General features: G+C 65.9%; 19 protein-coding genes and 2 tRNA genes. 15 read left to right on the forward strand and 6 right to left on the reverse strand.

The window, feature by feature from the left end; all coding sequences use genetic code 11:
* Positions 1 to 35: 35 nt before the first annotated feature.
* From Asi03nite_RS36495 to Asi03nite_RS36510, 4 genes are all read right to left on the reverse strand, one after another.
* Positions 36 to 662, reverse strand: coding sequence for a hypothetical protein (locus Asi03nite_RS36495; RefSeq protein ID WP_203685088.1), 627 nt, complete (start codon positions 660 to 662; stop codon positions 36 to 38).
* A gap of 165 nt (positions 663 to 827) precedes the next feature.
* Complete coding sequence (locus Asi03nite_RS36500) at positions 828 to 2,930, reverse strand: NACHT domain-containing protein (RefSeq protein WP_203685089.1); 2,103 nt, start codon at positions 2,928 to 2,930, stop codon at positions 828 to 830.
* A 201-nt stretch (positions 2,931 to 3,131) separates the two neighbouring features.
* Complete coding sequence (locus Asi03nite_RS36505) at positions 3,132 to 3,608, reverse strand: NUDIX domain-containing protein (protein WP_275409532.1); 477 nt, start codon at positions 3,606 to 3,608, stop codon at positions 3,132 to 3,134.
* A gap of 24 nt (positions 3,609 to 3,632) precedes the next feature.
* Entirely contained in the window at positions 3,633 to 4,850 is a 1,218-nt protein-coding gene (locus Asi03nite_RS36510; RefSeq protein WP_239103194.1) for a helix-turn-helix domain-containing protein, read from the reverse strand.
* Between the two features lie 355 nt (positions 4,851 to 5,205).
* Between Asi03nite_RS36510 and Asi03nite_RS36515 the strand changes: the two genes are divergently transcribed.
* From Asi03nite_RS36515 to Asi03nite_RS36550, 8 genes are all read left to right on the forward strand, one after another.
* Positions 5,206 to 5,460, forward strand: coding sequence for a hypothetical protein (locus Asi03nite_RS36515; protein ID WP_239103195.1), 255 nt, complete (start codon positions 5,206 to 5,208; stop codon positions 5,458 to 5,460).
* Positions 5,457 to 5,732, forward strand: coding sequence for a hypothetical protein (locus Asi03nite_RS36520; RefSeq protein ID WP_203685091.1), 276 nt, complete (start codon positions 5,457 to 5,459; stop codon positions 5,730 to 5,732). Before Asi03nite_RS36515 ends, Asi03nite_RS36520 begins: the two co-directional genes overlap by 4 nt.
* A gap of 86 nt (positions 5,733 to 5,818) precedes the next feature.
* On the forward strand, positions 5,819 to 6,544 hold the full coding sequence (locus Asi03nite_RS36525; RefSeq protein WP_203685092.1) for a GntR family transcriptional regulator: 726 nt from the start codon (positions 5,819 to 5,821) through the stop codon (positions 6,542 to 6,544).
* A 122-nt stretch (positions 6,545 to 6,666) separates the two neighbouring features.
* Positions 6,667 to 7,086, forward strand: a complete 420-nt coding sequence (locus Asi03nite_RS36530; RefSeq protein WP_203685093.1) for a hypothetical protein — start codon at positions 6,667 to 6,669, stop codon at positions 7,084 to 7,086.
* A 95-nt stretch (positions 7,087 to 7,181) separates the two neighbouring features.
* Positions 7,182 to 7,421, forward strand: a complete 240-nt coding sequence (locus Asi03nite_RS36535; RefSeq protein ID WP_203685094.1) for a hypothetical protein — start codon at positions 7,182 to 7,184, stop codon at positions 7,419 to 7,421.
* Positions 7,422 to 7,423: 2 nt separating this feature from the next.
* Positions 7,424 to 7,561 (forward strand): hypothetical protein, encoded by a 138-nt coding sequence (locus tag Asi03nite_RS38335; protein ID WP_239103196.1) that lies wholly within the window; start codon positions 7,424 to 7,426, stop codon positions 7,559 to 7,561.
* Positions 7,562 to 7,778: 217 nt separating this feature from the next.
* Entirely contained in the window at positions 7,779 to 8,744 is a 966-nt protein-coding gene (locus Asi03nite_RS38340; RefSeq protein WP_239103197.1) for an FtsK/SpoIIIE domain-containing protein, read from the forward strand.
* Positions 8,745 to 8,788: 44 nt separating this feature from the next.
* Complete coding sequence (locus Asi03nite_RS36550) at positions 8,789 to 9,274, forward strand: tyrosine-type recombinase/integrase (RefSeq protein WP_203685095.1); 486 nt, start codon at positions 8,789 to 8,791, stop codon at positions 9,272 to 9,274.
* A gap of 81 nt (positions 9,275 to 9,355) precedes the next feature.
* Here Asi03nite_RS36550 and Asi03nite_RS36555 read toward each other — a convergent pair.
* Positions 9,356 to 9,426, reverse strand: a tRNA-Gly gene (locus tag Asi03nite_RS36555).
* A gap of 130 nt (positions 9,427 to 9,556) precedes the next feature.
* Between Asi03nite_RS36555 and Asi03nite_RS36560 the strand changes: the two genes are divergently transcribed.
* The 7 genes from Asi03nite_RS36560 (at position 9,557) to Asi03nite_RS36590 (ending at position 15,563) form a co-directional block, all read left to right on the forward strand.
* Positions 9,557 to 9,630: transfer RNA gene (locus Asi03nite_RS36560), tRNA-Pro, on the forward strand.
* Between the two features lie 38 nt (positions 9,631 to 9,668).
* Positions 9,669 to 11,018, forward strand: coding sequence for a trigger factor (gene tig / locus Asi03nite_RS36565; protein WP_203685096.1), 1,350 nt, complete (start codon positions 9,669 to 9,671; stop codon positions 11,016 to 11,018).
* Positions 11,019 to 11,226: 208 nt separating this feature from the next.
* Positions 11,227 to 11,862: a ClpP family protease gene (locus tag Asi03nite_RS36570; RefSeq protein ID WP_203685097.1), complete on the forward strand. Its 636-nt coding sequence runs from the start codon at positions 11,227 to 11,229 to the stop codon at positions 11,860 to 11,862.
* Positions 11,863 to 11,873: 11 nt separating this feature from the next.
* Positions 11,874 to 12,536 (forward strand): ATP-dependent Clp protease proteolytic subunit, encoded by a 663-nt coding sequence (locus Asi03nite_RS36575; RefSeq protein WP_203685098.1) that lies wholly within the window; start codon positions 11,874 to 11,876, stop codon positions 12,534 to 12,536.
* 212 nt (positions 12,537 to 12,748) lie between these two features.
* Positions 12,749 to 14,038, forward strand: a complete 1,290-nt coding sequence (gene clpX / locus Asi03nite_RS36580; protein ID WP_203685099.1) for an ATP-dependent Clp protease ATP-binding subunit ClpX — start codon at positions 12,749 to 12,751, stop codon at positions 14,036 to 14,038.
* A gap of 56 nt (positions 14,039 to 14,094) precedes the next feature.
* On the forward strand, positions 14,095 to 14,682 hold the full coding sequence (locus Asi03nite_RS36585; protein WP_203685100.1) for a GNAT family N-acetyltransferase: 588 nt from the start codon (positions 14,095 to 14,097) through the stop codon (positions 14,680 to 14,682).
* Positions 14,683 to 14,768: 86 nt separating this feature from the next.
* Complete coding sequence (locus Asi03nite_RS36590; protein ID WP_203685101.1) at positions 14,769 to 15,563, forward strand: carbon-nitrogen hydrolase family protein; 795 nt, start codon at positions 14,769 to 14,771, stop codon at positions 15,561 to 15,563.
* A gap of 17 nt (positions 15,564 to 15,580) precedes the next feature.
* On the opposite strand, the gene Asi03nite_RS36595 is transcribed toward Asi03nite_RS36590, so the two are convergent.
* The gene (locus Asi03nite_RS36595; RefSeq protein ID WP_203685102.1) at positions 15,581 to 15,796 is read right to left on the reverse strand and encodes a hypothetical protein; all 216 of its coding nucleotides are present in this window, start codon (positions 15,794 to 15,796) and stop codon (positions 15,581 to 15,583) included.
* Positions 15,797 to 16,266 lie beyond the last annotated feature (470 nt).

The raw sequence follows: 16,266 nt of genomic DNA on the forward strand, positions 1-16,266 counted from the left end.
CCCCACGGCGGTCGGTAAACCACCCGCGGCGATCGTCAGGGCCGCGGGGGTTCGTCGCCGGTGGCCTCCAGGATGACTCCGGCGGCCTGGATGGCGTCGAGGAAGCGGCGGAAGACCGGCCAGGGGAGTGCCATGTGCCCGTGCATGGTCAGGGTCAGGTGGTCGGCAAGCATCGGGATGAAGGGGCCAGCTTCCGGTGAGGCGTCGGGGATCCGGACCTCAATGTAGTTACTCTCTGGGTTGTCCGGGCCGACCTCGTACAGCTCGTAGCACCAAGAATCGGCGTCGCCGTGGTGTAACTGGTTGACCTCGAACCGCCGGCCTTCGTGCGACCAACTGTTGAGTGTCAGCGGAAGCCCAACCGTCCCGCTTGAAAGGTCGCGTTGCTCCTCCACGAGATCGCCGTTGGATTCGAGCAGGTGGATCAGCTTCCCGAGGATCGGCCAGGGTAGGACGCCGCCGTCGGCATAGACCACGATGTGCTGAGCCGGCTTCGGCGTGAACGGACCATCCGGAGTCGCGTCGGGCAGCGAGATGGTCAGGTACGGCCCAGCGCCGGTTGGCTCCGTCAGCCCTCGCAGCTCGTAGTACCAGGCGTCATCGGGGACGCTGTAGATCGAGGTCAGCTCGTACCGCTTGCCGCCATGGGACCAGATCTCCATCGCCGGATGATCGCAGCCCTCGCCCAGCTCGCCGAATGGTTTGGAGTTAGCCGGCTCGCCGGCCGATGCCGGCCGCAGGCCGCCAGCAGGCCGAGCGGGCCAGCCGCGCCGCGCTCGCGCGGCGCCTTGATCCTAGAGAGAATAAATCGGCAGTGTTGTGCTTTATTATTCCGATTCTACCTTCGGCCACCATCGATGTTGCTTCCAAAGAGGGATGCCTAGTGGCCCTGGGATAGGGGGCTTGCGCGGAGGAGGAGAGGAGATGATCAGATAATCCATGAGCTCTCGGTGTCGGAATTGGTAGCCTATTCCTGACACTCTCAACAGGCCAGCCGAGGTTGCCCGGTCAAGAAAATGAGCGAGCCGAACTGGAAGTCCCACGGTGGGGCCCAATAATGAAGAAATGAAATACCGCCCCGATGTGAAGACTGCAAGTGCAACGAAGAAATATCCGAGCCCAAAGCGGAGGCCATCCTCGGCTCCCATCAACTCGGCCATGTATGCTCCCATGAAGACTCCGAAGCCTAATCCAATCATTATGCAGCCTACGAAGTCTCGTCGTATTGGCGCCTGCGGAGACGTGGCGTCCTCTGTTGCGTCGGCGAGGAAAACTCTGATAATTGTAGCCATCAATAGAAGTCCTGCGCCGGCGCAAATTCCTAAGGCGACGTTGGCAATAGAGGCATACATGTACCCCAGTCCGATGGCGCATGCGATATAGATCGTCACGCGGAATAGGACGCCTATCGTTAGTCTCGGAAAACTGATCCGAAGCGGCCTTGACGCTGCACGATAAGGAGTGGTCACCGCAATAGAAACGAGCATCAAGAGGTTTCCCAGCGGCATGGCCCAGGTTAGCCATCCGGCTCCATCTCTGGGCTCGTAGTCTGATAGAGGCGTGTCTACGGATATGGCAAAGGGCGCCATAGCTGCTGCAACAGCAAGCCGGGACTGCCATCCTTTAACGCGACCTCGGCCGAAGCGAAGCCACCAATCATGTAGCACAATGTCGGTGCCGCTCGATTCGGCTCTGCTGATGGAACAGAAGTGAGCGATTATGGAGAGATAGTCACGGGCGATCTTTCGTTCATCCTCGCGCTGGTATCCATGATTTTTCAGCCGTGCATCTAAGAATGATTCGTACATCACTATGCTACGGCGATCTTTGTACTGGGAACTCGATTCGCCTTCGCGAGGAAATAGCTGCTCGAGCTCGCCGCCTGAGTTAAGGTATGCTGCCATCATTGTGAGGCGCCACGGGGTGGCTGAATCGGAATAGAATAGTGTCCTGGCGCGCCTTGGGCTGCCTTCGAATTTATTTCGTACGGCCTCTAACGTCTCCTCCCCGCAGTGCTCCTCAATATACCTGTCTACGTCGGATGTGCTCAGCGTATGAATTAAGACGGCTTGAATGTTGCGTAGTTTCGAGCGGAAGCGCGAATAGTAGTCGGGTCCTGAGCGGCCAACAACAATCAAACCGCGAGATGGGTTAGTGGCGATGAAGTCGTTTATCTTCCCGATTGTTGATTCGGCTCGCACGGGAGGATCGCCTTCGCTGTCCATTTCGTCGAGCCCGTCGAGCACTGGGAGTATGTGGCCGTCTTCGACTAGTCGCCTGGCCGTCTTCGATCGAATTCTGAAGCGTAAGGATAAATCTTCAGCGAGCCAGTTCGTCAAATCCGGCTTATTCGGCCATGCGGTTAGATTGAAGATGACTGGGACGGCAATTCCTTCGACTGGATGGCTTGGATTAAGAAACTGTTCGGTTATTCGAAGAGACAAAGTGGTGGCAAGCACGGTTTTTCCGGCGCCAGCAGGCCCTAGGATGAGCATTCTCCCGGAAGCTTGTTTGTGGTAGTAGTCTGCTATATTCCCGATCTTGCCAACCGTCCGGCTGCCTTTTTTTGCTTTCCCAGTTCGCGGATCAACCAAGCTATATCTGACGTCTGCGGACCGAGCCTCAAGGGTATCGGTTCCAAGAAGTTCAGCTAGCTCGCGGCCGTATCGAAGCCGTTGTGCCTTGGCGATATCGATCAAATGCTGGCGCACCTGCGTGTCCTCATCGACCCGTCCTCGATCGATAATCATGAGGATCACGCCAATGCCGCCGATCGTGGCTGCCCAAATATTGGCCCAGCCGACTTGTTGATCGAAGGCGCTTGCATCGTTGCGCACCATCCAGCCGTAAACTGGTAGTCCTACTGCCAGTCCGGCCATGCCAGCGACCAACAAGATCTTGCCTACGGAGTGCATGGACAGCTTACCCATGCCCCTATCTTAACGAATAGTCGCATTGAGGATGGTCCATCAAATTGGGAGTTTCTGGCACTAAACGGGGGTGCTATACATCTGGCGGCAAGTCGCCCCCGCTTCAGAAGGGATCGCATGTGGCCGGTGATGAAGTCGGTTCTGTAGGTCACTCCCTATGATTTTTGGATAAGTGCCCTGTTTGTTGGTGATGAAAGTCAACTAGACTAGGGGTGGCCGGTTTCCATTCTCGGCGTATGCTGGAGCGCCACACTTCCTTGCCTCAATGGCTGTTCGAATGCGGCGTGATAGGCGTGCTGGCATGTGGATCTCAAGGTCTTCATGGCCTACGAAGCGCCATTCTGCCAATTCGCCATCGCGAAATTTGATTTGCGTGAGGGTCTCGGTGATAAGAATTCCGCCATCGAAGATGAAGAGGATTTTGTCGCCCTCGGACGGTGCGGGTGCCCAGTCAACTACAAGGTGGCTACCGATGGCGACGGAAAGGCCAAGCTCTTCCTGAACCTCACGGATACAGGCGGCCCGGGGCGACTCGCCCGGCTCGACGTACCCACCGGGGATTTCCCACCCTTCCTTATATGTGGGCTTAACAATCAGGACGCGTCCGGCTTCGTCGAAGAAGAGTGCGCCGGCGGCGACGCGCGGAGTGGCCATAGGGGGCGTCTCGGAAGTCGTCACATCAAGCAGAGTAGAGCGATTGGATCAGTCGAGCACTCGGAGACGTCGTGCCAGCCCAACCAACTCTGAAGACGGCTTGCCGCGCTGCTGCCTGATCCACGTGAGTACGAGTTGGCGACCGAGGTAGTGGTGCCGGACCTGCTCGGGAGCCATCTGCTCGGCATCGAGCAGGACGGACAGCGCTTCGTCCTGGCGGTTCCAGGCGCCGTAGGCCCGGGACACCTCCAAGGCGTGGCGGACTCGGCGCTCCATCGGAAGGCCGGCGGTGTTGACCCGCGGCCCGAGGTCGATCGCGAGCTGGACGTTTCCAAGCTCTCCGGCAGCGGCGACTCGGTGGATCGCGACGTTCGTCGGTCCGAACGCCGTCCAGAGGTGGTTGGCATCCCCGCCCAGGCGACCCGCTGCCTCGTCGGCGGCCGTGAGGAAAGTCCGCGCCGTGCCAGCATCGTTCGCCCTGGCAGCAGCGACCGACCCACCCAGCAACAGTGTCCCGTAGACGGACAGCAGCTCCGGTCCCGCTTCAGTGAGGTGCTGGTCCAGGTAGTCGGCGGCGTAGGTGGTGAGTCGCACGGCGTCCTGATAGCGCCCGGTGGACAGGAGCGCATGGCTGACCGAGCGGAACAGTGACCCGGTGATCGTCGGGTCTCCCACGGGGCGAACGACAGAAAGACCGCGGTCGGCCGCGATCCACGCGAGGTCGCTTTCGCCGAGCTTGGTGAGCTGCGTCGCGGCCAACTGGTAGGTGAGGCCGAGCAAGCTCCGAGCTTCTTCCTGATCGCGGCCGTCCAGCTCGTCGGCGGCGGCCTGTGCCTGGCGAAGTAGGCGTGGAAGCTGACCGGTGACGAACCCGAACCGGGAGGCCTGGTAGGCGTGCCAGAGCTTCGCAGTCTCCTTGCGGAGGTTGTCCAGGTCTGGCGGAACGGAGCTGTCGCTCCGGGTGCCGAGTGCGGTGATCGTCCGGTATTCCGTGAGAGCAGCACGCAGAGCCGGTACCGTCTCCATCCCGCTGTCCGTGGTCCATTCGACCAGCGACGGCTCGGCGAGCAGATCGCCGAGCGACACGTCCAGGACATCAGCGAGCGACTTGATCACCGACAGGCGGTCAAGCTCGATGCGGTTGTTCTCGATCTTCCCGAGCCAGTCCGCGGTACGGCCGATGAGGCCGGCAAGCACTTCCTGAGACAGGCCGCGCCTGCGGCGGTACCAGGCGACTCGCTCGCCAATCGTCAACTTCATGGTCATGCCGCGCATCCGCTGACCCTCCCTGTATGGAGATCGGCGACCCCGGAACGATTTTCCGGGTTCTGGGCCGGTTTTGGCCACAGCCTGTCTCCATGACCGTTCTCAGCCCTTCCGCCCCGGCCGCCACCTGCCGCTCGTGCGCTGGCGTGGGCTGGAAGTACACGACCCATCGGACCGCGCTGCGGATGGTGGCGCAGACGTGCCGGGATTCGCGGGTGACGGCCCGCCGCTCGTGCATGGACTGCGGTGGGCGTGGCTACTTGGTGGCGACGGGCTCATGAGCCGGCACCGGGGCGGGTGCCGGCTCTGACGCCGGCCCGCCTCGGTGCCTTCCCAATCGGTGTGGGGAGGACCCGTGATTCCGCGTCCCGGCGACGTCGTGATCGTCGACGGCAGAGCGTCAGTGCAGTTCGCCGATACGCGCTGGCTGATGTTCCGGGTGATCTCGGTCGGTGGCAAGCCCACCTACGAGGGCTGGATCTGGATCCAGGGCTACTCGCTGAACAGCGCGGGCGAGGCGATCGAACGCCGGGAGGTCTTTGTGCAGCATGCCGGGCTCCGCCACTGCCGACCGCGATCCAGTCGTTCCAACATGGGGAGTGAGAAGTGAGCGTCTTCCTGTCTGCTGGCGTCCGTGAGCAACTGGACTTCGCGCAAGCCCAGCTCGATCGGCACGTGGCGCCGAGCGCGGACGGCATCTGCGCGGTCTGCGGCGAGGAGGACCCGTGCTCGCCCCGCCGCGTCGCGCTGCGGGTCTTCGGCCGGTACGGCTGCCTTCCGCGGCGCTGGCCGGGTGCCTCGCGACCGGAAGCGGTCGGCACGCCCAAGGCGTGGTCCGGCTGGTTGCAAGCGTCGTCCGGCGTCGAGGACCCGACAGGCTGACCCATCTTGTTCAGTCGTCCTTACAGGCCCTATGGTCCTGTATTGACATGCTGTGATCTCAAGCTGAGCCCGATGGGTGGATCCCGATGGCGTACGAGATTCCGACGCCGAAATACCTACACGTGCTGAACGCGCTTCGCGGCCGTATCGAGGACGGGACCTACGCTCCCGGCGCCGGCCTGCCGTCCGAGAGCCAACTGTGCGCCGAGTTCGATGTCTCGCGCCCGACGGTGCTGAAGGCGCTCGGGATTCTCAAGCAGGACGGCTGGATCGAGTCCCAGCAGGGCAAGGGCAGCTTCGTACGCGGTCGTCCGCCGTCCGAGCGCAGCTCGCCGCAGTACGCGCGCGACGCGATCGACCTGGATGAGGCCGCCGAGACGGAGATCCTGCACGTCGGCCCGGTTCTGGCCGTGCCCTGGGTGTCGGCCGCGCTGGGGATCCCGGAGGGGACTCCGGTCTACGAGCGGCGCCGGCGTACCACCTCGCCGTCCGGGCCGATCGACCTGATCTCGACGTTCGTGCCGGTGGACATTGCCGTCGGGACTGACGTGATCAAGCCGGACCCGATCTCCGGCAGCCTCCTGGACCACATCGCGAGCCGGAAGAAGCTACGCGCCGACTACGCGACCGAGCGGCTTACTGCCCGGCGGGTGGACGACGCGGAGGCCGGTGCCCTGGACGTGCCCGCCGACGAAGCGGTCCTCAGCGTCGTCATCACGGCCCACCGGTCCACCGGCGAAGCGATCATGACTTCGCTGATCGTCATGCCGGGGAGCCGGCACGAGATCGAGGACTCTTACCCGCTGTCCTGATTGGGCGTTGCGCCATCTGAAGATCAGACGTAGATCGTTGCTTATGCTTACATGCTGACCTAGCTTGTAAGCACAAGAGGATGTCGTGTTGATGTCCGCAGCGATCAGGAGGTGAGGTCCGGATGGTTCCGCTGACGCTGAAGGTCCCCGTCCCGTTCGGCTACGTCTTCCCGGCCGGCGTGCTGTGCCTCGGTGTGGAGGCCGCGGTCGACTTCGATCGCCGCCACGAGCCGGACAACCAGATGCGCGACAAGGAGACCGGCGAGCGGGTCTGGGTGGTCCGCGTGCTGGACCTCGACCCGGCCGCCGGCAAGTTCGGCCGCACCTCTGAGGTCAAGGTCAAGATCTCGGCGCCGCACCAGCCGGTGCCGCCGGCCTCGGCCGTGCCCGGCTACCCGCCGTCGATCGAGTTCGAGGGGCTGACCCTCACTCCGTACGTGGACTCCCAGCGCTGCAAGAGCGCGGGTCCTTGCAAGGCGCGCATGGCGTATTCGCTCCGCGCCACCGCCATCCGTCCGGCAGCCGTCGGTGTCGCTGCCTGACGGGTCTCACTGAGTGCGCGGGCGGGCCGTTTCCCCGCCAAGAGTCCCGGCCCGCCCGCGCGTCGACCACCCCTCGATCAACGAAGGAGTGCCTGGTGCCCACCGTAGTTCGGAACGCTCAGCTGCTCGACACCTCCCTGTCCCGAGTGGTGGTCCGGTCCATCGTGATCCTGCGACAGATCACCGGTCGGTCCCACTTGGCCGTGACGCGGGCGGCCCTCTGCCCGCGCTGCCAGCACTGGGTGAGTCCGCGGCGGTACGACGTCCGGCACATGGCCTGCCGGACCTGCGTTCGCACGCTCGCCCGGCCCAGCCGCATCGGCTGGGGGCGATAGGTATGCCTCTGGTCAACGTGATCCCCGGGGAGAAGATCCCCACGGCTCCGCTGAACACCCGGCTTCCGGTCTGGCGCATCCCCGGCTGGCTGCTCGTCTTCGTTTGCCTCGGCCACGGGACGTTCCGCTCGGGCCGCTGATGGCGCGGTATTGGTGGATCACCGGGCCACTGGCCCTATCCGGGTGGATCGGCCGGACGTACGGATGGTTGGCGCTGCTCAGCGTCGTGAGCGGTCTCGCTGCGGCGATCGCGGTCTGGTGGCGCTTCCACCCGGCTTCCTGGATGCGTTTGGGCTGGTATCCGCTGGTGGGCCGCTGCCGACGGCTGTGGATCTACCGGCGGGCTGGACTCCCGCGATGACGGCCTGCGGTCTGGCCTCGCCGCACGACGGCCAGCGATGGGTGCCGAGACTGCTCGGCGTCCGGTCGGACCAGTGGGGCGGCCGGGTGACGGTCCGCCTGCTGCCCGGCCAACATCCGGACGACTGGGCGAAAGCGGCGCCGCGCCTGGCGTACTCGTTACGCCTCCGCGAAGCGCGGACCTTCACCTCGGACCGCCCGGACCGGGTGGTGCTGTACTTCGCCCGCCGCGACCCGCTGGCCGCCGTCGTCGGTCCACTGCCGGCGCCCGCCCAGCTCGACCTCTCCGGGCTGGAGTTCGGGAAGCAGGAAGCCGGCACGCCGTACCTGCTACGGCTGGCCGGATCGCATGTCCTGATCGCCGGTGCGACGAACTCGGGCAAGGGCTCGGTCATCTGGTCCCTGCTGCGCTCGCTGGCCACCGGCATCTCGTCCGGCCTGGTCGAGGTGTGGGCATTCGATCCGAAGGGCGGCATGGAACTGGCGGCCGGCACGCCGCTGTTCGCCCGGTTCGCGTACGACGACCCGGACACGATGGCCGGCGTCCTGGAGGAGGCTGTCAAGCGGATGCGGCAGCGCGCCGACCGCCTCCGCGGGATCACCCGCCAGCACACGCCGACCGTCGACGACCTCGCCGAGCTGGCCGCCGGCTACGCGCCCGGAGGCCGGATGACCCTCGGCGCGGTCCAGCCGGCCAGGATCCGGGCCTGGCGGCGCAAGCTGCTCGACGGCGGCACCCCGGAGCCACAGGCGGTGAAGGCGTACGCGCTGCTGCGGGCGATCTTCAACACCGCCATCCGCGAGGACGAGATCATTCGGCAGAACCCGTGCCGCATCCCCGGCTATGACCGATACCACACCCCGGAGCGACCGACCGCGACCGTCGCCCAGGTCTTCGCGCTCGCCCACGCGGTTCCGGGCGTTGGTCGTGACAGCGGCGTTGTCGGGGCTGCGCCGGGGTGAGTTGGCGGCGCTGCGACGTGGAGCTCGAAGCAGGGATCGTGCGGGTGGCACGCAAGCTCGCGGTGCTGAACGGCCGGGTGGAGTTCGGCCCGCCGAAGTCCGCGGCCGGCGTACGCGTGGTCTGGCTTCCGGCCGCCGTCGACGCGCTGACCGGGCACCTGGCGGCGTTCGTCGCCGCCGGTCCGGAGTCGCTGGTGTTCACCGGCTCCAAGGGGCAGCTGCTGCGATCGAGTTCTTTCGGCAGAGCGACGAGCTGGCGCGAGACGGTAGCCGATCCGGGCCTGGGGGACTTCTACTTCCACGATCTCCGGCACACCGGCAACACCCTGGCGGCGTCATCAGGCGCCAGCACCCGGGAGTTGATGCACCGGACGGGCCACGCCTCGATGCGCGCGGCGCTGATCTACCAGCACGCGACGAGCGAGCGGGACCGAGAGATCGCCTCGGCCATGGATCGGCGGATCGCGAAGTCAGGGGAGAAGCCCAAGGGCAAGAAGAAGGGCAAACGCGGGAAGACTGGGACGAGCTGATGGCCCGCAAGATCATACGGGCGGGGCAACGACGAAGGCCCTGGTCGGAGGAGCAACCTCTGACCAGGGTTTTCGTTGCTGAGCGGGCGACGAGAATCGAACTCGCGTAATCAGTTTGGAAGACTGAGGCTCTACCATTGAGCTACGCCCGCGAGACCCCGGATCACCCCGGGACTCGTGCACAGCTTACTGAATCATCTCCCGTCCGCGCGAACCGGATTCCCCAGCAGGTGACTCCAGCGCACACACGGGTAAGCAGACCGCATACACTGGCCGTCGCCACGGGGTGTGGCGCAGCTTGGTAGCGCACTCGCTTTGGGAGCGAGGGGCCGTGGGTTCAAATCCCGCCACCCCGACTGATCATCAACTACCCGCAGCAACAAGGAGTACGCCTGTGAAGAGCACCGTCGAGACTCTGAGCCCGACCCGGGTGAAGCTCGCCATCGAGGTGCCGTTCGACGAGCTCAAGCCGAGCCTGCAGAAGGCGTACCGGGAGATCGGCGCGCAGGTTCAGGTGCCGGGCTTCCGAAAGGGCAAGGTTCCGGCAGCCGTCATCGACCAGCGCGTCGGCCGTGGCGCGGTCCTCAACGAGGCCGTCCAGGAGGCGATCCCGGAGCAGATCGTGGCCGCGGTCAAGGAGCACGACGTCAAGACGCTCGGCCGTCCCGAGGTGGAGATCACCGAGTTCGCCGACAACGCGCCGCTGAAGTTCACGGCCGAGGTGGACGTCCGCCCGGAGATCGTGATCCCGGACCTGTCCGCGATCACCGTCGAGGTGCCGGCCGTCGAGATCGGCGACAACGAGATCGACGAGCAGATCAACGGCCTGCGGGAGCGCTTCGCGACCCTGAAGACCGTGGAGCGCGCCGCTGCGGAGGGCGACTACGTCCAGCTCGACCTGAACGCGACAGTCGACGGCGAGGAGGTGCCGGGCGGCTCGGCCAGCAACATCTCCCACGAGGTGGGCAGCAAGCAGCTGCTCCCCGGCCTGGACGAGGTGCTGGTCGGCCTCTCCGCCGGCGACGAGACCACCTTCACCACCCAGCTCGTGGGCGGCGACTTCGCCGGCCGTGACGCCGAGGTCAAGGTCGTCGTGCGCACCGTCAAGGACAAGCAGCTCCCGGAGATCGACGACGAGTTCGCCCAGCTGGCGAGCGAGTTCGACACCCTCGAGGAGCTGCGCGCCGACCTGCGCGAGCGGGTCACCCGGGCGAAGAAGGTCGAGCAGATCTACGCGGCCCGTGACGAGGCCCTCAAGCAGCTCGTCGAGGCGGCCCAGATCCCCGCTCCGGAGGGCATCGTCAAGGACGAGGTCGAGGGCCGCAAGCAGGCGATGACCGACCAGCTGGAGCGGATCGGCGCGACCCTGCAGGACTACCTGGCCTCCGAGGAGAAGACCGAGGAGCAGATCGACCAGGAGCTGACCGAGGCGGCCCAGGAGGGCGTCCGGATCCAGCTGCTGCTCGACACCGTCGCCGACGCCGAGGACGTGCAGGTCACCGACGACGAGTTCGGCCACGAGATCGTGCACCGGGCGCAGCGCGCCCAGATGCAGCCCCAGCAGTACTACGACCAGCTGGTCCGCTCGGGCGCCGCGGCCGCCGTCTTCGGCGACGTGCGCCGGGGCAAGGCCCTCGCGTCGGTCATGGAGCAGGTCACGATGAAGGACAGCGAGGGCAACGTGCTGTCCCTGGACGACCTGCGCGCCGCCAGCGAGGACGAGCACGCCGGCCACAACCACTGATCAAGACGGTGTCACTCGGCCACCGCGCACCGGTCCCGGTGCGCGGTGGCCGCTGTCTTTTCCCGGGTACGACCGGGGCCCGGTGCGCTGTCAGCGAACACCTGCCCGAGCGGGAAGCTGATGCGCAATCGACCAGTTAGGTTGGTCGTACGACGGACAACCTGCCGGCCGGAACCTCGGCCGACACAGCAAGCTGTGAAGGGCTGCCATGACCGATCTCCACACCCCTGCCGGGCCCTTGTCGCGGCGCGGCGGCGACTCCCTGAGTGGCAACCTCGACGACTCGGTCTTCAACCGCCTGCTGCGTGAGCGGATCATCTTCCTGGGCAGCGAGGTGACCGACGCGGTCGCCAACCGCATCTGCGCGCAGCTCCTGCTGCTCTCCGCCGAGGACCCCGAGCGGGACATCCACCTCTGGATCAACTCGCCCGGCGGCTCTGTCTACTCGGGTATGGCCATCTACGACACGATGCAGTTCATCGACAACGACGTGTCGACCGTCGGGATGGGCATGGCTGCCTCGATGGGGCAGTTCCTGCTCTGTGCCGGGACCCCGGGCAAGCGTTACGCCCTGCCGCACGCCCGCATCATGATGCACCAGCCGTCCGGTGGCATGGGTGGCACCGCCGCCGACATCGCCATCCAGGCGGAGCAGATGCTGTACACCAAGCGCATGTTCCAGGATCGGATCGCGTTCCACACCGGTCAGACCCCGGAGCAGATCGCGGCCGACTTCGACCGGGACCGCTGGTTCACGGCCGCCGAGGCCAAGGACTATGGCTTCATCGACCAGGTGATCACCGGGGCCGTCCAGGTCCCGGACGGTGCCGGAACGCTGAACTGAGGAGCTGACCCATGACCGACCTTTCCCTGCCTCCCGGGTTCGCTCCGGTGCACAACCGCTACGTGCTGCCCTCGTTCTCCGAGCGCACCTCGTGGGGCATCAAGGAGTCGAACCCGTACAACAAGATGTTCGAGGACCGGATCATCTTCCTCGGCGTCCAGGTGGACGACGCGTCGGCCAACGACGTGATGGCCCAGCTGCTGACGCTGGAGAGCACCGACCCGGACCGCGACATCACGATGTACATCAACTCGCCGGGTGGCTCGTTCACCGCGATGACGGCGATCTACGACACCATGCAGTACGTGCGTCCCGACATCAGCACGGTCTGCCTCGGCCAGGCGGCCAGCGCGGCCGCGGTGCTGCTGGCGGCCGGCACGCCGGGCAAGCGGATGGCGCTCCCGCACTCGCGGATCATCATCCACCAGCCGGCCACCGAGGGCGGCTACGGCCAGGGCTCGGACATCGAGATCCAGGCCCGGGAGATCATGCGGATGCGCACCCAGCTCGAGGAGCTGCTGGCTCGCCACTCCGGCCAGTCGGTCGAGAAGGTGCGCAAGGACATCGACCGTGACAAAATCATGACCGCTGACGAGACCAAGGAGTACGGCCTGGTCGACACGGTTCTGGTCAGCCGGAAGAAGAGCCTGCAGTCGGTCGGCGCCGGCAGCTGAGACGGGTGACGTCGGGGGCCGGACCGGTTGCACTACACTGGCCGGTCCCTGACACGCCCGTTTTGGGGGGTCGGAGAACAGCCCCATTGCGGGTAACGTCGAGGCAGCAGCCTCAGTTACGCGGGTCGGCAGACGATGAGATGGCAACGAGGCAATTCGTCCTCGGAAACGGACTGGCTGGTGGCCGGTCGTTGAGCGCAGGGAGAACGTAGGTGGCACGGATCGGTGACGGTGGCGACCTACTCAAGTGCTCCTTCTGTGGGAAGTCACAGAAGCAGGTAAAGAAGCTCATCGCGGGCCCCGGGGTCTACATCTGCGACGAGTGCATCGATCTCTGTAACGAGATCATCGAAGAGGAGCTGGCCGAGACCGGCGAGGTGAAGTGGGAAGAGCTTCCCAAGCCGATGGAGATCTGCCAGTTCCTGGACAACTACGTGGTGGGCCAGGAACAGGCGAAGAAGGCGCTCGCCGTCGCGGTCTACAACCACTACAAGCGGATCCAGGCCGAGTCGAACGGCGCGCCCGGAGCGGGCAGCGACGTCGAGGTGGCCAAGTCCAACATCATGCTCATCGGCCCCACCGGCTGCGGAAAGACACACCTCGCGCAGACCCTGGCCCGGATGCTGAACGTGCCGTTCGCCATCGCGGACGCCACGGCGCTGACCGAGGCCGGCTACGTCGGTGAGGACGTCGAGAACATCCTGCTCAAGCTGATCCAGGCGGCGGACTACGACGTCAAGCGGGCCGAGCAGGGCATCATCTACATCGACGAGGTCGACAAGATCGCCCGCAAGAGCGAGAACCCGTCGATCACCCGGGACGTCTCCGGCGAGGGCGTGCAGCAGGCCCTGCTGAAGATCCTCGAGGGCACGGTGGCGAATGTTCCGCCCCAGGGCGGCCGCAAGCACCCGCACCAGGAGTTCATCCAGATCGACACGACGAACGTGCTGTTCATCGTCGGTGGTGCGTTCGCCGGGCTGGAGCGGATCATCGAGCAGCGCGTCGGCCAGAGCGGGGTCGGCTTCGGCGCCCGCCTGCGCTCGATCTCGGAGCGGAACACCGACGACATCTTCAGCAAGGTGATGCCCGAGGACATGCTGAAGTTCGGGCTGATCCCCGAGTTCATCGGCCGCCTCCCGGTGATCACCACGGTCCGCAACCTCGACCGCGACGCGCTCATCAAGATCCTCACCGAGCCGCGGAACGCCTACGTGAAGCAGTACCAGCGTCTTTTCGAGCTCGACGGCGTCGAACTGGAGTTCGACGAGGGCGCGCTGGAGGCGATCGCCGACCAGGCCATGCTGCGCGGCACGGGCGCCCGCGGCCTGCGGGCGATCATGGAAGAGGTCCTGCAGAACGTGATGTTCGAGGTCCCCAGCAACCCCGACGCGGCCCGTGTGGTGATCACCCGCGAGGTCGTCGTGGAGAACGTGATCCCCACGATCGTCCCCCGCGAGTTCGTGGGGCGGCGGCGGCACGCTCGCGAGGAGAAGTCGGCCTGAGCGGTTCCCGCGATCTGGCGAGCATCCTCGCCGGCATCGAGAAAGGTGACCGGCACGTGCCGGTCCCGTGGCTCGAAGTCGTTCCACCACCGTCGTCCGATCGGGCGGCGGTGGTGTCGTTCCCGGGCCATGTCGTCGTCGCGGCCGCCGTCGAGCAGGAGTGGGCCGAGAAGCTCGGCGGTGAGGACTTCGCGGCGCCCAGCGGCCCGCGCTTCCTGACCGCCCTGGAGGACCGCTTCGACCTGCACGCCGGGGCGTTCGACGTCTCGCTGCTGGCCGGCCGGCTCTCCGGGAGCCCGCCGCTACCGCTCACGCCGCTGGACGCGAGCGAACACCCGCGGGCGCGGCGTGCGCACCGGTACCGCACCGACGTCCGGCTGTGGGCCTCCCAGCACGGCCTGCTGGTGGTCGGCCGCGGCCTCGGCGGCCGCTGGGAGGTGGCCTTCGAGGTCGACCCGGCGGCGCAGGGCAGAGGGCACGGCCGTCTGCTGGCCCGGGCCGCCCGGCATCTGATCCCGGAGGACCGGCCGATCTGGGCCCAGTGTGCGCCGGGCAACTCGGCGAGTCTGCGCGTGCTGCTGGCCGCCGGTTTCCAACCGGCCGGCTCCGAGGTCCTGCTCATGCCGTCGAACGCCGGCTGGTGAACCGGACGCTCGGTGCGTGCCCGGCGGTTGGCGTCGCCCGGTGACGGTCCGGCGGCGGACGGGGCTCACGTCGTACCCTCATATCCATGCGCGTCGCCGTCTGCCAGTTGAACTCGCGGGAAGACCGCTCCCACAATCTCGCCGTCGCGAGGTCCTTGCTGGAACGCGCCGCCGCCGGCGGCGCGCAGCTCGCGGTCCTGCCGGAGTATGTCGACTTCCTGGGCCGGGCGGCGGACGCCCCCGAACCGGAGGCGATCGACGGCGAGTTCGCCGAGTTCTTCGCCGCGGCCGCGCGCGAGCTGGGCATCTGGGTGCACGCCGGCTCGTTCCACGAGACCGGCCCGGAGGAGAACCGGACCTTCAACACCACGCTGGTCTTCCGGCCGGGCGGTTCGCTCGCGGCGAGCTATCGCAAGATTCACCTGTACGACGTGGAGATCGCCGGCCGCGTCTCGTACCAGGAGTCGCGCACCGTGGCGCCGGGGAAGGAAACCGTCGTCGCGGAGATCAACGGGGTGCCGACCGGCCTGAGCATCTGCTACGACCTGCGGTTCCCCGAGCTGTACCGGCGACTCGCGATCGAGGGAGCCAAGATCCTCGTGGTCCCCGCGGCGTTCATGCTGCACACCGGCCGGGATCACTGGGAGGTGCTGCTGCGCGCCCGGGCCATCGAGAACCAGTGCTTCGTGCTGGCCGCAGGACAGATCGGTGATCACGAGCCGGGGCGGACCTGTTTCGGCCGGAGCATGATCATCGATCCGTGGGGGACTGTGCTCGCGCAGGCGCCGGACACCGAGGGGATCGTGATCGCCGACCTGGATCTGGGCCGGCTGGACACCGTCCGCGAGGAACTTCCCAGCCTGGCCAATCGTCGTCTCTGACCGGAACGTATCCGGCGTCACAGACTCTGCAGCAGGTAGCTGACGACGGCCAGCCCCACGACCGCGGACCCGACCAGCAGCAGGGCCCCGCCCATCCGGGACGGGCCGCGCAGGAGCAGCTTCCGGACCGAGACGACCAGTGTCACCAGCACAAGCACGCCGATCACGACCTGCCAGAGCGGGACCAGCAGGCCGAGAAAAGCGTCGACCGCCAGCGTCTCGGATGGGCTCATGAGGTCACTCTGTCACGCTTTCCCGTCCCTGTGTGCGAGGGCGCCGGAGCCGGCGGGCACGTTCGTCGATTTGCGGTACCCGGGGGCGGTCAAGTAATTTCTTCTCTGCCAACGGGAAACCGGTACGGATGGCCACGAAAGTGACAATCCGGATCGGGTCCTCGGGGGCAGTTGGAGCGAGCTACGCTTGACTCCAGCGCCGGGCAGGGCTTCGAGGGTCCAAGAGATTGGACTTGCGAAAGCGGAACTGGCCGGGTAGAGTGATCCAGCCAGCAGGGCACCGGGCGGATATCAAGTCGGCCGGTCTGCATGGATCACCTCCACAAAATCTTCCGCTCCCAGCGGATGTCATCGTGGAAACCACTTGGGCGAGGCCAGCGAGATCCCCGGATCCCGCCGAGCGAAAACGACCAGGTAAGCTTGAATGGTTGCCTCAAGAGCGACTCTCCGGATGGGGATTCGAATCTTGA

It is taken from the genome of Actinoplanes siamensis (genome assembly GCF_016862395.1).
Classification (GTDB): domain Bacteria; phylum Actinomycetota; class Actinomycetes; order Mycobacteriales; family Micromonosporaceae; genus Actinoplanes; species Actinoplanes siamensis.